The 18,521-nt window shown below is 66.5% G+C and carries 13 protein-coding genes and 1 tRNA gene; 8 read left to right on the forward strand and 6 right to left on the reverse strand.

From position 1 onward, the window contains the following. Positions 1 to 24: 24 nt before the first annotated feature. Complete coding sequence (gene purT / locus ACSQ25_RS07505; protein WP_436105081.1) at positions 25 to 1,233, reverse strand: formate-dependent phosphoribosylglycinamide formyltransferase; 1,209 nt, start codon at positions 1,231 to 1,233, stop codon at positions 25 to 27. 126 nt (positions 1,234 to 1,359) lie between these two features. On the opposite strand from purT, the gene ACSQ25_RS07510 reads away from it, so the two are divergent. Both ACSQ25_RS07510 and ltrA read left to right on the forward strand, forming a co-directional pair. Next, positions 1,360 to 1,435, forward strand: a tRNA-Asn gene (locus ACSQ25_RS07510). Positions 1,436 to 1,861: 426 nt separating this feature from the next. After that, positions 1,862 to 3,223: a group II intron reverse transcriptase/maturase gene (ltrA, locus tag ACSQ25_RS07515; protein ID WP_436108037.1), complete on the forward strand. Its 1,362-nt coding sequence runs from the start codon at positions 1,862 to 1,864 to the stop codon at positions 3,221 to 3,223. Positions 3,224 to 3,515: 292 nt separating this feature from the next. Here ltrA and ACSQ25_RS07520 read toward each other — a convergent pair whose 3' ends face one another. Continuing rightward, complete coding sequence (locus ACSQ25_RS07520; RefSeq protein ID WP_436105082.1) at positions 3,516 to 3,845, reverse strand: hypothetical protein; 330 nt, start codon at positions 3,843 to 3,845, stop codon at positions 3,516 to 3,518. A gap of 141 nt (positions 3,846 to 3,986) precedes the next feature. Between ACSQ25_RS07520 and ACSQ25_RS07525 the strand changes: the two genes are divergently transcribed. After that, positions 3,987 to 5,657, forward strand: coding sequence for a response regulator (locus ACSQ25_RS07525; RefSeq protein ID WP_436105083.1), 1,671 nt, complete (start codon positions 3,987 to 3,989; stop codon positions 5,655 to 5,657). Here the strand turns inward: ACSQ25_RS07525 and ACSQ25_RS07530 are convergent. After that, the gene (locus tag ACSQ25_RS07530) at positions 5,639 to 6,094 is read right to left on the reverse strand and encodes a response regulator (RefSeq protein ID WP_436105084.1); all 456 of its coding nucleotides are present in this window, start codon (positions 6,092 to 6,094) and stop codon (positions 5,639 to 5,641) included. The two genes, ACSQ25_RS07525 and ACSQ25_RS07530, sit on opposite strands and share 19 nt — an antisense overlap. Positions 6,095 to 6,103: 9 nt before the next feature. Beyond that, positions 6,104 to 8,356, reverse strand: coding sequence for an ATP-binding protein (locus tag ACSQ25_RS07535; protein WP_436105085.1), 2,253 nt, complete (start codon positions 8,354 to 8,356; stop codon positions 6,104 to 6,106). A 182-nt stretch (positions 8,357 to 8,538) separates the two neighbouring features. Here ACSQ25_RS07535 and ACSQ25_RS07540 point away from each other — a divergent pair, with 182 nt between their 5' ends. Beyond that, the gene (locus ACSQ25_RS07540; RefSeq protein WP_436105086.1) at positions 8,539 to 10,446 is read left to right on the forward strand and encodes a PAS domain S-box protein; all 1,908 of its coding nucleotides are present in this window, start codon (positions 8,539 to 8,541) and stop codon (positions 10,444 to 10,446) included. 181 nt (positions 10,447 to 10,627) lie between these two features. On the opposite strand, the gene ACSQ25_RS07545 is transcribed toward ACSQ25_RS07540, so the two are convergent. Further along, a complete protein-coding gene (locus ACSQ25_RS07545; RefSeq protein WP_436105087.1) occupies positions 10,628 to 11,833 on the reverse strand; it encodes an esterase/lipase family protein in 1,206 nt (401 codons plus the stop codon). A gap of 180 nt (positions 11,834 to 12,013) precedes the next feature. After that, the gene (locus ACSQ25_RS07550; RefSeq protein ID WP_436105088.1) at positions 12,014 to 13,273 is read right to left on the reverse strand and encodes a dienelactone hydrolase family protein; all 1,260 of its coding nucleotides are present in this window, start codon (positions 13,271 to 13,273) and stop codon (positions 12,014 to 12,016) included. A gap of 234 nt (positions 13,274 to 13,507) precedes the next feature. Here ACSQ25_RS07550 and ACSQ25_RS07555 point away from each other — a divergent pair, with 234 nt between their 5' ends. From ACSQ25_RS07555 to ACSQ25_RS07570, 4 genes are read left to right on the forward strand one after another with little or no spacing between them, the layout of a single operon-like run. Beyond that, positions 13,508 to 15,178 carry an MFS transporter gene (locus ACSQ25_RS07555; protein WP_436105089.1) on the forward strand — a complete coding sequence of 557 codons (1,671 nt, stop codon included), beginning with the start codon at positions 13,508 to 13,510 and terminating at the stop codon, positions 15,176 to 15,178. Between the two features lie 11 nt (positions 15,179 to 15,189). After that, entirely contained in the window at positions 15,190 to 16,275 is a 1,086-nt protein-coding gene (locus ACSQ25_RS07560; RefSeq protein ID WP_436105090.1) for an HlyD family secretion protein, read from the forward strand. After that, on the forward strand, positions 16,272 to 17,639 hold the full coding sequence (locus ACSQ25_RS07565; RefSeq protein ID WP_436105091.1) for an efflux transporter outer membrane subunit: 1,368 nt from the start codon (positions 16,272 to 16,274) through the stop codon (positions 17,637 to 17,639). Before ACSQ25_RS07560 ends, ACSQ25_RS07565 begins: the two co-directional genes overlap by 4 nt. Continuing rightward, entirely contained in the window at positions 17,636 to 18,262 is a 627-nt protein-coding gene (locus tag ACSQ25_RS07570) for a tRNA-uridine aminocarboxypropyltransferase (RefSeq protein WP_436105092.1), read from the forward strand. The genes ACSQ25_RS07565 and ACSQ25_RS07570 overlap by 4 nt, the downstream gene beginning before the upstream one ends. Positions 18,263 to 18,521 lie beyond the last annotated feature (259 nt).

The raw sequence follows: 18,521 nt of genomic DNA on the forward strand, positions 1-18,521 counted from the left end.
TTCCTTACACCGGCGCGGCGCGCGTCAGCGGATCACCGGCTTGACGCGCGAGGCCGCTTCCAGCGCACGCTGGCGCGCCGTCTCGACATCATCCGCGGTTGCCAGCGCCACGCCCATGCGGCGGCGCGCGAAGGATTCCGGCTTGCCGAACAGGCGCAGGTCGACACCCGGCACGCGCAGGGCGTCGGCTACGCCTTCAAAGGCGATGCCCGCAGCCTCGTGCTGGCCATAGATGACGGCCGAGGCACCGGGGGCGCGCAGCGCCACGTCGACCGGCAGGCCAAGTACGGCTTTCGCATGCAGCTCGAATTCGCTCTGCACCTGGCTGGCCATGGTCACCATGCCGGTGTCGTGCGGGCGCGGGCTCACTTCCGAGAACCACACCATGTCGCCCTTGACGAACAGCTCGACGCCGAACACGCCGCAACCGCCCAGGTCTGCCGTCACCTTGGCCGCGATGTCGCGCGCGCTCGCCAGCGCGGCGGGGCTCATCGGGTGCGGCTGCCAGGATTCCACGTAGTCGCCCTGCACCTGCTTGTGGCCGATCGGCGCGCAGAAGCTGGTCTCGACCTGGCCGTCGGCGCCGATCGAGCGCACCGTGAGCAGGGTGATTTCGTAGTCGAAGTCGATGAAGCCTTCGGCGATCACGCGGCCGGCGTCGACGCGGCTGCCGCTGGCCGCATATTCCCAGGCGCCGGCGACGTCCGCCGCGCTGTCGAGTTTCGACTGGCCCTTGCCGGACGAGGACATCACCGGCTTGACCACGCAGGGGAAGCCGACCGCCGCGCAGGCCTGTTCCAGTTCTTCCAGGCTGCTGGCGAAGCGGTAGGGCGAGGTCGGCAGGCCGAGTTCCTCGGCGGCGAGGCGGCGGATGCCTTCGCGGTTCATGGTCAGCAGCGCGGCGCGCGCGGTCGGGATGCAGGTGATCCGGCCGGCTTCCTCGAGGGCGACCAGGGTTTCGGTGGCGATGGCTTCGATTTCAGGCACCACCAGGTCGGGCTTTTCCAGGGCGATCAGGGCGGACAGGGCCACGCCGTCGGTCATGTCGATCACGTGCGCGCGGTGCGCGACCTGATGGCCCGGCGCGTTCGGATAGCGGTCCACCGCGATGGTTTCCACGCCCAGGCGCTGCAGGGCGATGATCACTTCCTTGCCGAGCTCGCCGGAGCCGAGCAGCATCACTTTGGTGGCGGAAGGGGAGAGGGGCGTGCCGAAGAGGCGTGGAGTCGTCATGGGGTCTGGCCGGAGTCGATGGGGAAGCCGCGACTATAGCAAAGGCGCCTGCAGCCTGCCGCCGGCGGCCTGTTTTCGCGAAGCACTGGTCAAATCCGAATCGGGCCGCTATAATGCGGCCTCTTTTCCCTGATAGCTCAGTCGGTAGAGCGACGGACTGTTAATCCGCAGGTCCCTGGTTCGAGTCCAGGTCGGGGAGCCAGAATACGAAGGGCTGCATGCAAGTGCAGCCCTTTTTGTTTGTGCGCCCAGCATGGGCGCACTCTTGTGGGTGAAAGTCCCGCCGCGAGCTGACCACAGCGAGCGAAGCGAAGCACAACTGCATAAGGGCGACCGAGTGTGGGGAGGAAGTGTGGAGCGAAACTGCGAGCCGATGAACAAGAATCGGATATGAGGCGCTGCCGAGCAGGGCGAGCGGGCAAACAACCGCGAAGCTCTTGTGGTCAAGGTGAAGTGGCGTAAATCCGGCGGTTGTGCAGGGAAGGAGTGCGTTCTTACCTGGGGAGATCTCGTCTTGTGCCTGAAAGGGCGACGAAAAAAAAAAATCGGAGCGAGAAGTCAGCAGAGGCCGTAGTAGTCGCAGTGTGGGCGAAGGGCCGAACGAGTAGGAGTGTCGAACAACTTGTCGATGAATCGTGTACGGCATCAGATGCCCGCTCAAGCGGGGCAGGTCGCGGCAAGGCGGGGTGAAGCCTCGTCCAAAGCGATCAGCGATGAAACACGATTCCCGCGACAAGACTTGGCAGGCACAGGGCGAGACTTGCTTGCGCAAGCGCTCGCTAGAGAGAACATGCAACGCGCGTGGAAACGCGTGAAGGCGAACAAGGGAGCTGCAGGTGTCGATGGCCTGGACATTGCCCGGACCGGACAGCGCCTGAAGCACGCTTGGCCCCTCATCAGGCAGCAACTGATGAATGGCACGTACCGGCCCATGCCGGTACGGCGCGTGGGCATTCCGAAGCCAGATGGAAGCGAACGTGAACTGGGGATACCCACCGTGACCGACCGTCTGATTCAGCAGGCACTATTGCAGGTGCTGCAACCGCTGATCGATCCCACCTTTAGTGAGCACAGCCACGGATTCCGGCCCGGCCGGCGTGCGCGTGATGCCGTGCTTGCAGCACAGCAGTACGTGCAGGAAGGCTACCGCACAGTGGTCGACGTCGATCTGTCGAAGTTCTTTGATCGGGTCAACCACGACATCCTGATCGACCGCCTAAGGAAACGTGTGCACGACGCTGGAATCATCCGGCTGGTGCGCGCCTACCTGAACGCGGGCATCATGGATGGCGGCATGGTGGTCGAGCGGAGCGAAGGGACGCCGCAAGGCGGTCCGCTCTCGCCGCTATTGGCCAATGTGCTTCTCGACGAGGTGGATCGGTTGCTGGAACGACAGGGACACCGCTTTGCCCGCTATGCCGATGACTGCAATGTATATGTGCGCAGCCAGAAGGCAGGCGAGCGGGTGATGGCCCTGCTCAAGCGCCAATACGACAAGCTGCACTTGAAGATCAATGAATCAAAGAGTGCGGTAGCCAGTGCGTTCGGCCGAAAATTTCTGGGCTATGCCCTATGGGCTGCCCCGAAAGGCGAGGTTAAACGCGCCGTGTCGAAGAAGGCATTGGAGACGTTCCGGCAGAAGATCAGGCAGCTTACTCGCCGGACTGGTGGACGCAGTATTCGCGAAGTAATTGAACGTCTGCGCTCTTACGTGTTGGGATGGAAAGGCTATTTCGGCTTGGCACAAACATCAGGCGTCCTGCGCAAGCTGGATGAATGGATGCGTCACCGAATGCGTGCGATTCATCTCAAGCATTGGAGGCGAGGCACGACAATCCACCGGGAGCTACTGAAGCTAGGGGCCAAACCGAACGTCGCGCTGCTGGTGGCCAGAAATGGCCGTCGCTGGTGGCACAACAGCCGACTCGCCCTGAACAACGTGCTGACGATTGCCTACTTCGACCGCCTTGGCATGCCTCGGCTCACTTAACCTCAACTACTCGAACCGCCCGGTGCGGACCCGCATGCCGGGTGGTGTGGGAGGGGCCCGGCCAGGCTCAATGGCCGCCCCTATCCCGATTCCGGCGTTCGAATGCGGCGCTAATGACTCCATTCCCGCACACTCAAACCGTCGTCCCGGCGAAGGCCGGGACCCAAGTTCTCATCCTCACCGCGATCGTATCCGCGAAGCGCTGACACTACTCGACGGAATTGGATCCCGGCCTGCGCCGGGATGACGTTGTACAGGGCTGAGGGAAGTCACGCAAAGCTGGCTTCGGCGTCTAGCGGAACTTCTTCTTGTTCGAGGTATACGTGCGCGTATAGAAGCCGGGCGGCTTCTTCGCCACCCAATCGACGAAACTGCGGATGTCGTCGTGCCCGCGTAGCGCTTCCCAGGTGTGATAGGTCTGCAGCAGCTCACGCTCGGTGAAGGCGGAGTGGATCTTGCGGTGGCAGATCTTATGGATCGGGAACTGCTCCTTGCCCTTGAACGTCCTGGGAATCAGGTGATGGCGGTCGATATTGACCGTCCCGAGCACGCGGCCGCACAGCGGGCAGCATACGTCAGGCACGGGAGCCTCGGTCATCGGTTCGGCGCGGCGCTTGGGCATGCCTCCGATATGGCGCTGCTACACGCCGCTTGCAAGGCGCGCACCCGTCAAATCTGTCAGTTGTGCTCGCGTTTTATATAATGTAGTAGAATCAATGCTTACCTTTTTGCAAGATCGTGACTTGTCCTCGAGCCTGCCGCAATGATTGACGAACGTCCCGAATGCTCCATTCTCCTCATCGACGATGAGCCCTTTGCCCAGGACATCATCGCGCATGGACTGCGGGATTGCAGCGGTCATACCCTGTGCTACGAGTCGAGTCCGGCGCGTGCGGTCGAGGTGGCGCGCGAGGTGCGCGCCACGGTGGTGCTGGTCGACCTGCGCATGCCCGACCTGGACGGTTTCGAAGTCACCGCGCGCCTGCGCGCCCATCCCGACACCGAAGACGTTCCCGTCATCGTCCTGTCTTCCGAAGACGACCCCGAGATCAAGGCGCGTGCCTTCGCCGTCGGCGCCAACGACTACCTGGTCAAGTGGCCCGATGCGCGCGAGCTGGTGGCGCGCGTGCGCTACCACAGCGGCGCCTGCGTCGCGCGGCGCCAGCGCGACGCCGCCTTTGCCTCGCTGCGCGTGAGCCAGGAGCAGCTCGCCGCCAGCCAGTCGGCCCTGCACCAGGCGCAGAAGATGGAAGCGATCGGCCAGCTCACCGGGGGCGTGGCGCACGACTTCAACAACGTCCTGCAGATCATCGGCGGCAACCTGCAGCTGCTCAAGCTGGTAGGCAACCTCAACGACAGCGCGAAAAACCGTGTCGACATGGCCCTGGGCGGGGTCGAGCGCGGCGCCAAGCTGGCGGCCCACCTGCTGGCCTTCGCCCGGCGCCAGCCGCTGCAGTCGGTGGTGGTCGATCCCGGCCACCTGCTGCGCGACATGGACGACATGATGCGCCGCGTGCTGGGACCGAACGCGCGCATCGTCACCGAGATCGAGCCCGGACTGGGCAGCACCATGGTCGATCCGAGCCAGCTCAACAACGTGCTGCTGAACCTGGCCATCAATGCGCGCGACGCCATGGCCGGCAGCGGCACCCTGACCATCCGCGCCAGCAATGTCGGCCCCGGCCCGGACCTGCCGTCCGAGGTCCCGCAGGGGAATTTCATCATGATCGAGGTGCTTGATACCGGCCAGGGCATGCCGCAGGAAGTCCTGCTGCGCGCCTTCGAGCCCTTCTTCACCACCAAGCCGACCGGGCAGGGCACGGGCCTGGGCCTGTCGATGGCCTACGGGTTCGTGAAGCAGTCGGGCGGCGAGATCGTGCTGCGCAGCGAACCGGGACAGGGCACCAGCGTGCGCATCTACCTGCCGCGCAGCGATGCCGCGCCGGTGGCGGTCGAGCAGGTGGCCAACGCGCCGCTGGCCGGCGGCCTGGAGACCATCCTGGTGGTCGAGGACGAGCCCGATGTGCGCGACTCGACCTGCGGCATCCTGTCGGCGCTGGGCTACCAGGTGCTGGAGGCGGAAGATGCGGAAAGCGCGCTGGAGATCATCGACAGCGGCCGTCACATCGACCTGGTGTTCACCGACGTGATCATGCCGGGACCGGTCAGCAGCCTGCAGCTCGGGGAAATCGTGCGGCGCCGCCTGCCGGATGCGCAGGTGCTGTACACCTCGGGCTATGCGGAAGGCGTGCTGTCGCACGAGGGCAAGCTGGACGCTTCGGTGCACCTGCTGCAGAAGCCCTACCACCCGGAAGCGCTCAGCGCGCGCATCCGCCACCTGCTGCGCCGGGCCAGGCGCGAGCAGCATGGCGCCCAGGTGGCCGCCGCCTCAGGCAGGCAGCCGGGCCAGCAGAATCACTTGGGCTTGACGTAGCGGCGCGAGCCCGGCGGCGGTTCATTCAGGACCGCCCAGAACATTCCCAGGTCGGCAATCGCCTTCAGGAATTCAGTGAAGTCCACCGGCTTGACCACGTAGGCATTCACGCCCAGTGAATAGCTGCGCACGACGTCCTGCTCTTCCTTCGACGAGGTCAGCATCACCACCGGGACGCTCTTGAGCCCCTCGGTCTCGCGGATTTCCTTGAGCACTTCGAGCCCGTCCACTTTGGGCAGCTTCAGGTCGAGCAGGATCACGGCCGGGTTGCCGACCGCGCGTTCGGCGAATTCGCCGCGGCGGTGCAGGTAGTCGAGCGCCTCGGCGCCGTCGCGCACGATGACGACCTCGTTGGCCAGCTGGCTCTTCGACAACGCGATCAGCGTCAGTTCGAGATCGTGCGGGTTGTCTTCGACCAGGAGGATGGGCTTGAGCATTGCGTTGCCTCAGTGAGCTGGGTGTTTCGGAATACTGAAGGAGAAGGTCGCGCCTTCTCCCGGTACGGAGTTGGCCCAAGCGCGGCCGTTGTGGCGCTCGATGATGCGGCGCACGTTGGCCAGGCCGATGCCGGTGCCCTGGAAGTCTTCCAGGCGGTGCAGGCGCTGGAATACGCCGAACAGCTTGTGCACGTACTCCATGTTGAAGCCGACGCCGTTGTCGGCCACGTGGAACACCGTGAAATCGGCGTCTTCTTCCGACGTGATGGTGACGACCGCCGGGTCGCGCTGGGCGGTGAACTTCACCGCGTTCGACAGCAGGTTGAATACCGCCAGGTGCAGGAAGCTCGGGTCGGCGCAGACCACGGGCAGCGGCTCGATGTGCCAGTCGACGTTGCGGCCCTGCATCTCCGTGCCGAGCTTGTCGATGCAGGCCGCCACCAGGTCGTTCATGTCGACCCGGGTTGGGCGCAGCGCGGCGCGGCCCATTTGCGAGAACGACAGCAGGTCGTCGACCAGCTTGCCGGCCAGGCGCGCCGATTCCTTGATGTTCTTCAGGAAGCGCTGGCGCCGCTCCAGGTCCTCGGCGCCGGCCGATTCGATCAGGAGGTCGGAGAATCCGACGATGTGGCGCAGCGGCGCGCGCAGGTCGTGCGAGACCGAGTACGAGAAGGCTTCGAGCTCCTTGTTGGCGCGCCCCAGTTCCTCGGCCAGCTCGGCCATCTGTTCGGCGCGCTCCAGCGCGATGCCCAGCAGCGCGCTGCGGAACTCGACCGTCAGTTCGATCTCGGCCGTGTGCCAGGGCTGGCTGCGGCCGTGGATGGTCTCGCGCCAGACCTGGAAGCTCATGCGCGGCGTCAGCTGCGCGGGATCGCCGGGCGCGGCCTGCTTGCCGTGCGGGTTGCCGGCCCACTCGATGGTCTGCACCACCTCAGGGCGGAACCACAGCAGGTAGTGCTGGTGGATGCGCGAGATGGGCAGGGCCATCAGGCCGCTGGCATTGCGCACCATGTCCGCGCCCGCGGGATAAATGTCCGTCAGGTGGTCGGTGTGGAACACTTCGGTATTCCCCTGCAGCGACAGCCAGTCGGCCAGGGCGCGGATCTGCGGCTCGTCCGGCGTGTCGCCGTAGGTCAGCACGCGCTCGTCCACCACGATGGCGACCCCGCCCGCGCGCGCGAAGCGCAGCAGCTCGGGGAACACGCCGCTCATGTTTTCGATGAAGTCGGCGCCCTTGGTCAGGTGGCCCAGCATCTCGACCATGATGCGGCGCACCTCGAGGCGGAACTGCAGTTCGCCGGAGTCCTCGCGCGAGCCGATGCACAGCGCCAGGATCTGGCCCAGCTGCTCGCAGGCGGTGCGCTTCTCGACCGAAACCGGGCAGGGCGCCGCATTGTGGCAGGAGATCAGGCCCCACAGCTTGCCCTTGACGATGATCGACACCGACATCGAGGCCAGCGTGCCCATGTTGCGCATGTATTGCAGGTGCACCGGCGAGACGCTGCGCAGCGCCGCGAAGGACAAATCGTTGCGCTGGCCGGTCACCGGGTTCAGCTCGGGCAGCAGCGGCGCCGGCTCGTAGTTGGCGTCCTGGATCACGCGGATCGGCGACAGCGTGTACAGCGCGCGCGCCTGGGCCGGAACGTCGCTGGCCGGGAAGTGCTGGCCGAGATAGGACTCGTAGCCGTCTTCCTTCGATTCGGCCAGCACCCGGCCATGGCCGTCGCTGTCGAACTGGTAGACCAGCACGCGGCCGTAGCCGGTCACTTCGCGCACGTGGCGGGCGGCCAGCTCGGACATTTCCGGGATCGTGGCCGGCTGGTTCACCTTGAGCAGGAAGTCGCCGATCAGCGGGTACAGGTTGCGGAAGTCGGCGGCGCGGCGGCGCTCCACCGCTTCGAATTCGAGGATCAGCAGGCTGTCCCAGGCATGGACCAGGACATCGAAGTGGGCACCGTTGCCGGCCGTGACCGTGCCGATATAGGCGGGCCGCGACACCGCCGGGCTGGCCTCGAGCTCGGCGGCAATGCGTGCGGCCGCGTCGGCGCCCACCACCTGCGCCAGCGGACGGCCGAGAGCGCCATGTGCCGGGATGCCGGTCCAGCGTTCGAGGTTGGCGCTGGCCTGCAGCACGGGCAGACTCAGCCCCGGCCCAGGCGACAGCGTCAGCATGAAGCCATGCGGCTGGATGCTGCCCGGGGTGCGGATCGGTTCGTCCGCACAGCGGCTGAGGTCGAGAGTGGCGGTGGGGGCCTGGGTCATTGCAAACAAAAAGCCTGCGGAAGATACAATTCGATATTGTAGCGTCAAATTCGGCAGATCAAGCTTTTGGTGGCAGAATTTTCAAGCTTGCCTCATCTATACAAGTCAATCGGGCAGGCTGTTATTGCTGAGTATCGGTATGATAGGATATTTGCCGCACCTGATCGGAAGCGTCTCGGCCCATGAACACGCAACATCCTGCCAAGCCCCCCTTGACCGACGAACAACGGTTCCAGTACCTGATCGCCGGCATCAGCGACTACGCCATCTACATGCTGGACCCGTCCGGCCACATCGCCAGCTGGAATGCCGGCGCCCAGCGCTTCAAGGGCTACCGGCCGCACGAGATCCTGCGCGAGCATTTCTCGCGCTTCTATACGCCGGAAGACCAGGAGGACGGGCTGCCGGCGCGGGCCCTGGCGCACGCCCTCGAGCACGGCAAATACGAGTCCGAGGGCTGGCGCGTGCGCAAGGACGGCACCCGCTTCTGGGCCCACGTGGTGATCGACCCGATCTACGACGAGCACCGCAACCTGCTGGGCTATGCCAAGATCACCCGCGACGTCACCCAGCGCAAGCAGGCCGAGGATGCGCTGCGCGAGAGCGAGCAGCGCTTCCGCCTGCTGGTGCAGGGCGTCACCGATTACGCGATCTACATGCTGTCGCCCGAAGGCGTGGTGACGAACTGGAACGTGGGCGCCGAGCGCATCAAGGGCTATTCCTACGACGAGATCGTCGGCGACCACTTCTCGCGCTTCTATACCGAGGAAGACCGCAGCAAGGGCCTGCCGCAGCGCGCGCTCGCCACCGCCGGGCGCGAGGACCGCTACGAGGCCGAAGGCTGGCGCCAGCGCAAGGACGGTACCCGCTTCTGGGCCCACGTCATCATCGACGCGGTCCATGACGACGAGGGCAAGCTGCTGGGCTTTGCCAAGATCACGCGCGACCTCACCGAGAAGAAGCGGACCGAGGAAGCGCTCGAGCAGGCGCAGCTGGCCCTGTTCCAGTCTCAGAAGATGGAATCGATCGGCCAGCTCACCGGCGGCGTCGCGCACGACTTCAACAACCTGCTGTCGGTGCTGGCCAGCGGCCTCGAAGTGCTGGGTATGAGCCGCCAGGGCAGCGGCGACGCCAAGACGCTCGACAGCATGCGGCGCGCGATCGACCGCGGCGCCACGCTCACCCAGCAGCTGCTCGCCTTTGCGCGCCAGCAGCCGCTGCAGCCGGAGACGCGCAGCATCAACCGCCTGATCTCGGGCTTCGAGTCGGTGCTGCGCCGTGCCGGGCATACCGGCATCGAGTTCGAGTTCAACCTCGACCCGCAGGCCGGCAGCGCGGTGGTGGACGGCGCCCGCTTCGAATCGGCGCTGCTCAACCTGGTCGTGAACGCGCGCGATGCCATGCCCGAGGGCGGCCGGCTGGTGCTGGACACCGCCCAGCTCACGCTGCAGGAAGGCGAAGTGGCGCAGCTGGCGCCGGGGCTCTATGTGTGCGTGTCGGTGACCGACACCGGCACCGGCATGACGCCGGAAACGGTGCAGCGCGCCTTCGAGCCCTTCTACACGACCAAGGAGACCGGCAAGGGCACGGGCCTGGGCCTGTCGCAGGTGTACGGCTTCATCAAGCAGTCGGGCGGCGAAGTGGTCATTCAGAGCACGCTGGGGGAGGGCACCACGATCGCGATCTACCTGCCGGCGGTGACGTCGGAAGACCGCGAACTGGCGCACGGCGATTCAGAGACGGTGCTGATCGTCGAGGACGAGCCGGACCTGCTGGACGTGGCCTCGGCACTGTTCATGAGCATGGGCTACGAAGTCACCACCGCGGCCAGCGGCCAGGAAGCCATGGGCGTGCTGGCCAGCCGCGACGTCGACATCCTGTTTACCGACATCGTCATGCCGAACGGGGTGAACGGCATCGAGCTGGCCGAGTACACGCGCGAGAACTACCCGAACATCAAGGTGATGCTGGCCTCGGGCTATCCGCAGCCGGCGCTCAAGCTGGACCAGTACCGGCTGGGCGACTTCACCTTCGTGAGCAAGCCGTATCGCCTGTCGGACCTGGCGCGGGGGCTGCGCAGCGTGAATTGAGGGTGCTTGCACATTTCACCGTTAGCAGTAGAGCCGTCATCCCGGCGCAGGCCGGGATCCAAGTTTGCTGAGTGATCGTTAACGCATCCGCGAAGCGCCATCACTGCGCGACGGAATTGGATCCCGGCCTTCGCCGGGATGACGGTTTTTAGGTTGCCGGTCGGGTTCAGCGCTAACGGCCTCAAGGAGGCAGCTCAAAAATGATGTCGCTGATCCGCTCGTACACCGGATTCGCTGACGGCCCCGGATTCGGCCAGTTCAGGATATCGAAGTGGTCGTACCCCCGGTAATTCCCCAGGAAGTTCCACGCTCCCTTCACCGACCTGCCGTCGTACTCCCGCACCGCATGTCCCGCCGGCGCCCGCATGCTGGCGGTATTCACCACCCCGTCGTTGGCGAACCACTCGCTGTCGACGCGCACCCGCCCGGCTCCCTGCTGGGTATAGCCGCCCAGGCCGTTCTGCAGGACCGAGGGCACGATCCATTCGCCCGCCGTGCCCTTGAAGGCCGGGATCATGTCGAGCCGCGGGTACTGGTGGAAGGTGGTTTGCACCGGCGCGATCACGCGGTCGGTGCCGTTGCAGCACCAGCTGCCGGCTTCGGTCGCCACCGTCCCCACCGAGTACCAGTAGATGTGCGGCGAGGTGCGCGCCCAGGCATTGAATTCGCGCGCGCCGTCCGGCGACATCTCCCAGTTGGCCCAGCGGTGTTTGAAGAGCTCGCCGAGCGGCGTCTGTAAGGGCGGCGCCACGTTCAGCACGGCATCGGCGAAGGTGGTGCCGTTGTGGGGCGTCGAGATCGTCGTCACGCTGCGCACCCAGCCCAGCTTGCCGCCCTTGAACAGCGTGTGATCCCCTTCGTCGTCGGGCGAGCCGTGTTCCAGCAGCTCGACCAGGGCGCGGATGGTGGTGCCTCCCTGGCTGTGGCCAATGAAGTGAAGCGGATGCTTCTCGTCCCAGACGGGGTAGAGCGCGAGCGGGTAGTTGTCCGGGTTGTTCTTCGGGTCGGCGGCCCAGCACTTGCCGGCGGGTTTCTGCTGCTGGCCCGGCAGGCCGACCTTGCGCACGTGGACCGCGCCGTAGTCGACGCAGCCGCCCTTGATCTGGGCGTACAGGTCGGCGGCGCGGTCCCAGTTGGAGTTGACCGGGCCGACCGCGGCCGCGAACACGGTGCGCGGGCCGCGGTAGACCTGCATGTGTTTGGCGATGTCCCCATAGCCGCCCCAGTAGTTGAAGCCGCTGTGCGCGAAGCTGTCCGGCCCGAAGCCGAGAAAGCCGTGGACCAGGATGACGGGATGGTTATTTGCGTGGTCCGCCACTGCGGCGGGAGCCGGCACCCAGGTGCACAGCGCGGCCAGCGCGAGCAGGGCGTGGATGATGCGAAACATGCAATTCTCCGAGATGGCGTCAAGGCCATTGTCGGAGTTAGGGGCGAGGCCCGGTTTGCGCTGCGTCGGATTCGTAGGGTGGGCGGCTTCGCCGCCCACGCGTTCAAACGGAGCAAGATCAACCCGTCCGTCAGATTGCAGCTAACTATCACCGCGTGGGCGGCAAAGCCGCCCACCCTACTAATTCGTTGCTTTGTTGGAGCCGATCGAGGTGGTCGGCGTCGAGTTGACCGCATCCGCTGCCGGCTGCGGCGCCGGCGTGACCGAGGCCGTGACCGAGGTCTTCTCTGCCTGGCCGAGGTCGCCGTTCCACACGACGTAGTCGTCCACCGAGTACAGGCGGCACGGCTCCTTGCTCTTGGCGGTGCAGGTGGCCAGCGCACGGCCGTCCGGGTCTTCGCCTTCTTCGGCCCAGGTCCAGGCGCCACTCGGCGACACCGCGAAGGCGCGCGGGGTCATCTTGGTCAGGTATTCCTGGTAGGCGCGGCGGCCGTTCTCGGACAGGAAGGGCACGGCCTCGATGTCGTCCACCTGCGCGTAGTCGGTGCGCGCCGGGGTCGGCGGCGCCGGCACGTCGTGGAGTACCTTGGTCGGCATGCCGATCTGGGCCAGGAAGCGCATGGTGTCGTCCAGCCATACTTTTTCGCCGTCGCGGCTGGCCAGCATGCCGTGCGAATCGCGCTTGAAGGCCGGGAACTCGACCAGGCGGCCGCGGCCGCCGGACTGTTCGAAGGCCGCATGCATGCGGCTGGCCAGCTCGGGGCCGAACAGCGAGTCGTTTTCGCCGTACATCCACAGCGTCGGCAGCTTGGCTTTCGCGCCGTACTCGGAGAAGGCCGACACCAGGGCCGAGCGCCAGGCGCAGCGGTCGCTGTCGTCGCGCAGGCCGCCGGCGAAATTGATCAGGCCGCGTACGCCCGGCTGTTCCTGGGTGCCGAGGGCGATGGTCGCCAGGCCGCCGTAGGACTGGCCGGCGACCACGATGCGGTTCGTATCGACCCAGTTCTGCCGGCGCGCATAGGCAAGGGTGGCGGCAATGTCTTCCGCCTGGGCGTAACCGTTGGCGGTCATGTTGCAGCCGTAGTCGCGGTAGCGGCCGGTCGAATTCGCGAAACCCTGGCGCATCGGGACCATCACCGCATAGCCGCGTTTCACGAAGGCGGTGGCCATGTGGTAGAAGCGGTCGCGCGGCTGCAGATTCGGGCGGCCCGGATCCTTGCCGTGGTTGATGATGATGAGCGGGAAGGGGCCCGGGCCATTCGGCTGGAACACCGTGGTTTCGAGCATGGCGCGGCCCTGCGGGCCGGCAGGCACCTGCTCGATGTGTTCGTTCATGCGGTGATCAAGTTGCAACTCCTGCTGCACGGCGATCCCGGGGATCATGGCGGCGGCGGCCAGGGCGGCGGCCAGCAGGTTGCGGAGCGTGAAGCGTGGGACCATGTTGACTGTCTCGACTACGTACCGGGTGAAACAAAATACGGAACAATTTCCGCATGGCATAAGTTGATTCTAGGTACGTAGAAAAGGCAGGGCAATACTCGTAATAGCAATTCCGGAGGTAAATTTTCGTGGCATGCCAAAGTGACTACGCCATTCTTGTGTTCGTGACCATCCGACGCGGTTTTTCGTGAGCGGTTATCATGTGTAGCTTGCAAGGAAAGGGAGAATGATCGGATGAGCAAGTACGCGCCGCGCGAGTGGGCGCCCGATGAGAAGCCGATGCTTCCGGGCTCGCCCTCCACGCCCGCCCATCCGACACCGCTGCGTTTCGCCTACCTCTTCGTCGGCATCCTGATCACCATCACTGGCGGCCTCGGCAATGCGCTGGTGGCCGTCAACCTGGTCAACCTGCAGGGCACCCTCGGCGCCTATTCCACCGAGACCGCCTGGCTGCCGGCCGCCTACGTGATGGCGAACGCCTCCATGAACCTGCTGCTGGTGAAGTTCCGCCAGCAGTTCGGGCTGCGCCTGTTCACCGAGTTCTTCCTGGTGCTGTACGCGCTGGTGACCTTTGCCCACCTGTTCGTCAACGATCTCGGCTCGGCCATCGCGGTGCGCGCCGCGCACGGCATGCTGGCGGCGGCGGTGTCGCCGCTCGGCCTGTATTACGTGCTGCAGGCCTTCAAGAAGGAATGGCGGCTGCGCGGCGTGGCGCTGGCGCTCGGCTGCGCCCAGCTGGCGCTGCCGCTGGCCTACATCTTTTCCAACGACCTGCTGCAGATCGCCGAATGGCGCGGCCTGTACATGTTCGAGCTGGGCCTGGCCGTGGTCTCGCTCGGCGCGGTGCTGTTGCTGAAACTGCCGCCGGGCGACCGGCTCAAGGCCTTCCGGCCGATGGACTTCGTCACCTTCGTCCTGTTCGCACCCGGCATGGCGCTGCTGTGCGCGGCGCTGAGTTTCGGCCGCGTGCTGTGGTGGTTCGAAACGCCCTGGATCGGCGCCGCGCTGGCCGCTGCGATCGTCCTGCTGGCGGCGGCCCTGTGCGTCGAACACAATCGCGCCAACCCGCTGCTGAACCTGCGCTGGTTCACCAACGCGAACATCCTGCGCCTGGCGCTGTCGATGATCCTGGTGCGCATCGTCCTGTCCGAACAGAGTGTCGGCGCGGTCGGCTTCCTGCGCCTGGTGGGCCTCGACAACGACCAGCTGCAGACCCTGTACGGCATCGTGCTGTGCGCGACCATCGCCGGCATCGTGGTCTCGGCGCTGACGGTCAACGTCAAGCACCTGATGGCGCCGCAGGTCATCTCGCTCCTGATCATGGCGCTCGGCGCCTGGCTCGACGCCCACGCCACCAACCAGACCCGCCCGGAACAGATGTACCTGAGCCAGAGCCTGCTCGCCTTCGGCGGCACGCTCTTCCTGGGGCCGCTGGTGATCTCGCTGATCGGCACCGTGATCGCCAATCCGGCCAACCTGATCAGCTTCTCGGTACTGTTCGGCCTGACGCAGAACCTGGGCGGCCTGCTCGGTTCCGCGATCGTCGGCAGTTTCCAGGTGCTGCGCGAGAAGTACCATTCTTCCATCATCGTCGAGCACCTCAGCAGCCTCGATCCGCTGGTGGCCGGGCGCATCCAGCAAGGCGCCGCCGCCGTCGGCCAGCTGCTGGCCGATCCGGCCGCGCGCACCCGCCAGGGCGTGGCCTCGCTCGCCGCGAGCGCCACGCGCGAGGCCAACATCCTGGCCTACAACGACGTCTTCCTCGTCCTGTCGGTACTCGCCGCCGCCAGCGCCGCATGGATCTTCCTGCACGCCGTGTGGCTGCATTACTTCCCCGTCCCCCAGGCCGTACCGGCGCCGCCGCCGCCCGGGGCGCCCCCGCCACCCGAACCGGTAACTGACTGACCTCGACTGATATGCCCGAACCATCCACATCCCCCGCCGTCCCACGTTCGCGCCGCATCCTCTTGAGCGCACTCGCCTTCGGCGCCATCGCCCTGGTCGGCGTGCTGGTCGTGCTCTACGCCTGGAAGCTGCCGCCCTTCCGCAGCGCGCTGCAGAGTACCGAGAACGCGCTGGTACGCGGGCAGGTGACCATCATCAGCCCGCAGCTGAGCGGCTACGTGGTGGAGGTGGCGGTCCAGGACTTCCAGGCGGTGCGCCAGGGCGAACTGCTGGTGCGCATCGACGACCGCATCCCGACCCAACGGCTGGAACAGGCGCGTGCCGAACTGGCCACGCGCCGCGCCGCACTCGAGAACTACGCGCAGACCAATCGCAGCGCCCAGGCCACGATCGCGCAGAACCAGGCGACCCTGGCATCTAGCGAAGCCCAGGCGCGCCGCGCCGAGGCCGACCTGCGCCGGGTGGAGGAACTGGCGGCCGACGGCTCGCTATCGGCGCGCGAGCGCGATGCCGCGCGCGCCGCCCGCGCCCAGGCGGTGGCCGCGCGCGACCAGGCCAGGGCGGCGCTCGAGATCGCGCGCCAGAACCTGCGCTCGGTGGGCGTGAGCCGCGCGTCGCTCGACGCCGCGGTGGCGAATGCCGAAGCGCAGGTGCGGCTGGCCGAGATCGAGCTGTCGAACACCCGCATCCTGGCGCCGCGCGACGGCAAGCTGGGGCAGGTGACGGTGCGCCAGGGCGCCTTCGTGAACGCCGGCGCCCAGCTCACGGCCCTGGTGCCGGAGCAGTTCTGGGTCATCGCCAACATGAAGGAAACGCAGATGGCCGACGTGCGCCTGGGCCAGCCGGTGAGCTTCACGGTGGACGCGCTGAACAACGCCAGCCTGCGCGGCCGCGTGGAGCGGATCGCGCCGGCGACCGGCTCCGAGTTTTCGGTGATCACGCCGGATAACGCGACCGGCAACTTCGTCAAGATCGCCCAGCGCATCCCGGTGCGGATCAGCATCGATCCGAGCCAGCCGCTGGCCCGTCGCCTGCGGCCGGGCATGTCGGTGGTGGCCACGATCGATACGGCATCCGCACGCAAGGATGCGCAATGAGGGCGGCCTGTCTCGCAGCGCTGCTGCTGGCCGGCTGCGCGATGACGCCCCAGCCGGCGCCCGCGCCGACCCTGCAGGTACCGCCCGCGTGGCGCACCGCGTCCACGCACGACGCCGCCGTCGCGCGCGACTGGTGGAAGGCCTTCGGCGATCCGCAGCTGGACGCGCTGGTGCGGCGTGCGCTCGACAACAATGGCGAACTGCGCATCGCCCGTGCGCGCCTGCAGGAATACGCGGCGCGCGTGCGTGTCGCCGGCAGCGCGCAGCAGCCTGCACTGAATCTTTCGTTCGCGCCGACGCGGGCACGCACCATTGGCCCGCTCGGCCAGCCGGTCGAAGTGACCTCGCTGGTCGGTGCGGTGCAGGCGGCCTATGAGCTCGACCTGTTCGGACGCATGGACAGCGTCACGCAGGCCGCGCGCTTCGAGGCCCTGTCGCAGGAAGCCGCGCTCGATGCGGCGGCGCTGTCGGTGGCGGCGAGCACGGCGTCAGGCTATCTGAATCTGCTCGGCCTCGACGCCCAGCTGGCCCTGGCGCGCGAGACGCTGGCCTCGCGCGAGCGCTCGTTCGCGCTGGCGCGCCACCAGTTCGAAGTCGGCTACAGTTCGCGCCTGGAGATGTCGCAGGCCGAGGCCGAGCTGCACGCCACCCGCGGCGTGCTGCCGCAGCTGGAACGCGCGATCGCGCAGCAGGAGCAGGCCCTGAATTTGCTGGTCGGCGCGAGCCCCGGCCCGGTGGCGCGCGGCGTTCCGCTGTTCGCGCTGCGTATGCCGGCGCCAAGTCCCGGCCTGCCGTCCGAGCTGTTGCGGCGGCGTCCGGACATCGCCCAGGCCGAGCGCGCGGTGGCGGCCAGCGACGCCAGCCTGGCGGCGGCGCGCGACCAGTTGCTGCCCTCGATCAGGCTGACGGCATCGCTTGGCGTGGAAGGCGCCAGCGTCGCGCGCCTGCTGCGTTCTCCGGTCGAGCTGTGGAGCATCGGCGGCAGCGTGCTGGCGCCGTTGTTCGACGCCGGCCGCCTGCGTGCGCAGGCCGAAATCGCGGGGACCGTGCGCGACCGCGCCGTGTTTGCCTACGAGAACGTGGTGCGCGGTGCCTTTGCCGAGACCGAGAATGCACTGGCCGCGATCGACAGCTTGCGGCGCCAATTGACGGAAGCCGAGGCGCGCCGCCTTGCCGCCAATGAGGTGCTGCGGGTGGCGCATAACCGCTACCGCAATGGCTATGCGTCCTACCTCGAGGAGCTGGACGCGCAGCGCAATGCCTTCAGCGCCGAGAATACAGTGCTGCAACTGCGTGCCAGCCTGCTGGCGGCCCACGTCGACCTGTACCGGGCGCTGGGCGGCGGCTGGACGCCGGCACCATGAAGCGCGCGAGTTGCGCGACCTGCCTGCGTGCGCAGTCGGCCTGCATCTGCCGCTGGATCACGCGCGTCGAGGCGCGTGCGGCGCTGCTGGTGCTGCAGCATCCGCTGGAGGTGGCCAACGCCAAGAACAGCGCGCGCCTGCTGCACCTGAGCGTGGCAGGCAGCGTGCTGGCGGTGGGTGAGCGCTTCGATCCGGACCAGCTGTCCGCATTGCTGCATGCGGAAGGGCGTGTGCCGGTGCTGCTGTATCCAGACACGCCGGGCGGCGCCAACTTGCCGGCGCCGCCTGCGTTCGAACCTGTTGAGGCCGACCGGCTGCGCCTGGCGGTGCTGGATGCGACCTGGCGCAAGAGCCGCAAGATGCTGTACCTGAATCCGGCCCTGCAAGACCTGCCGCGGCTGGCGCTGCGCGAGGTCGCGCCGTCGAATTACCGCATCCGCAAGGCGCATGCCCCGCACCAGCTGTCCTCGCTGGAAGCGGCCGCCCTGGCGCTGGCGCAGTTGGAGGGTGGGGGAGGGGGCATGCAGCCCTTGCTGGATGCCTTCGACGGTTTTGTGCAGCAACAAGCCGCCTACGTTCCCGCTGTAGAGGATGAGTTAAATCGTCACTACGTGACCACGTAGGTCCCTGAATCGTAACCGGTTCCCGAGCGGCGTTATATCTTTCGACTTTTCAAGCTGGCACAATTCTCTTCGAGTTCAACGACACGGAGCAGGACATGGACAAGCTGGAACCTGACACCTCAAAGGAAGCCGCATGGCGTAGTCGCTTGCTCCTGCATGGTGACCGTCTCCTGGGTGGGGTTGTGGGCTTACTGCAATCGTAGAAGGTAACTTTGCATGGTTATATGCCCACTACCCGACAGACAGCGCGTACCCGATA

It is taken from the genome of Massilia sp. LjRoot122, assembly GCF_964252725.1.
Lineage (GTDB): Bacteria > Pseudomonadota > Gammaproteobacteria > Burkholderiales > Burkholderiaceae_D > Telluria.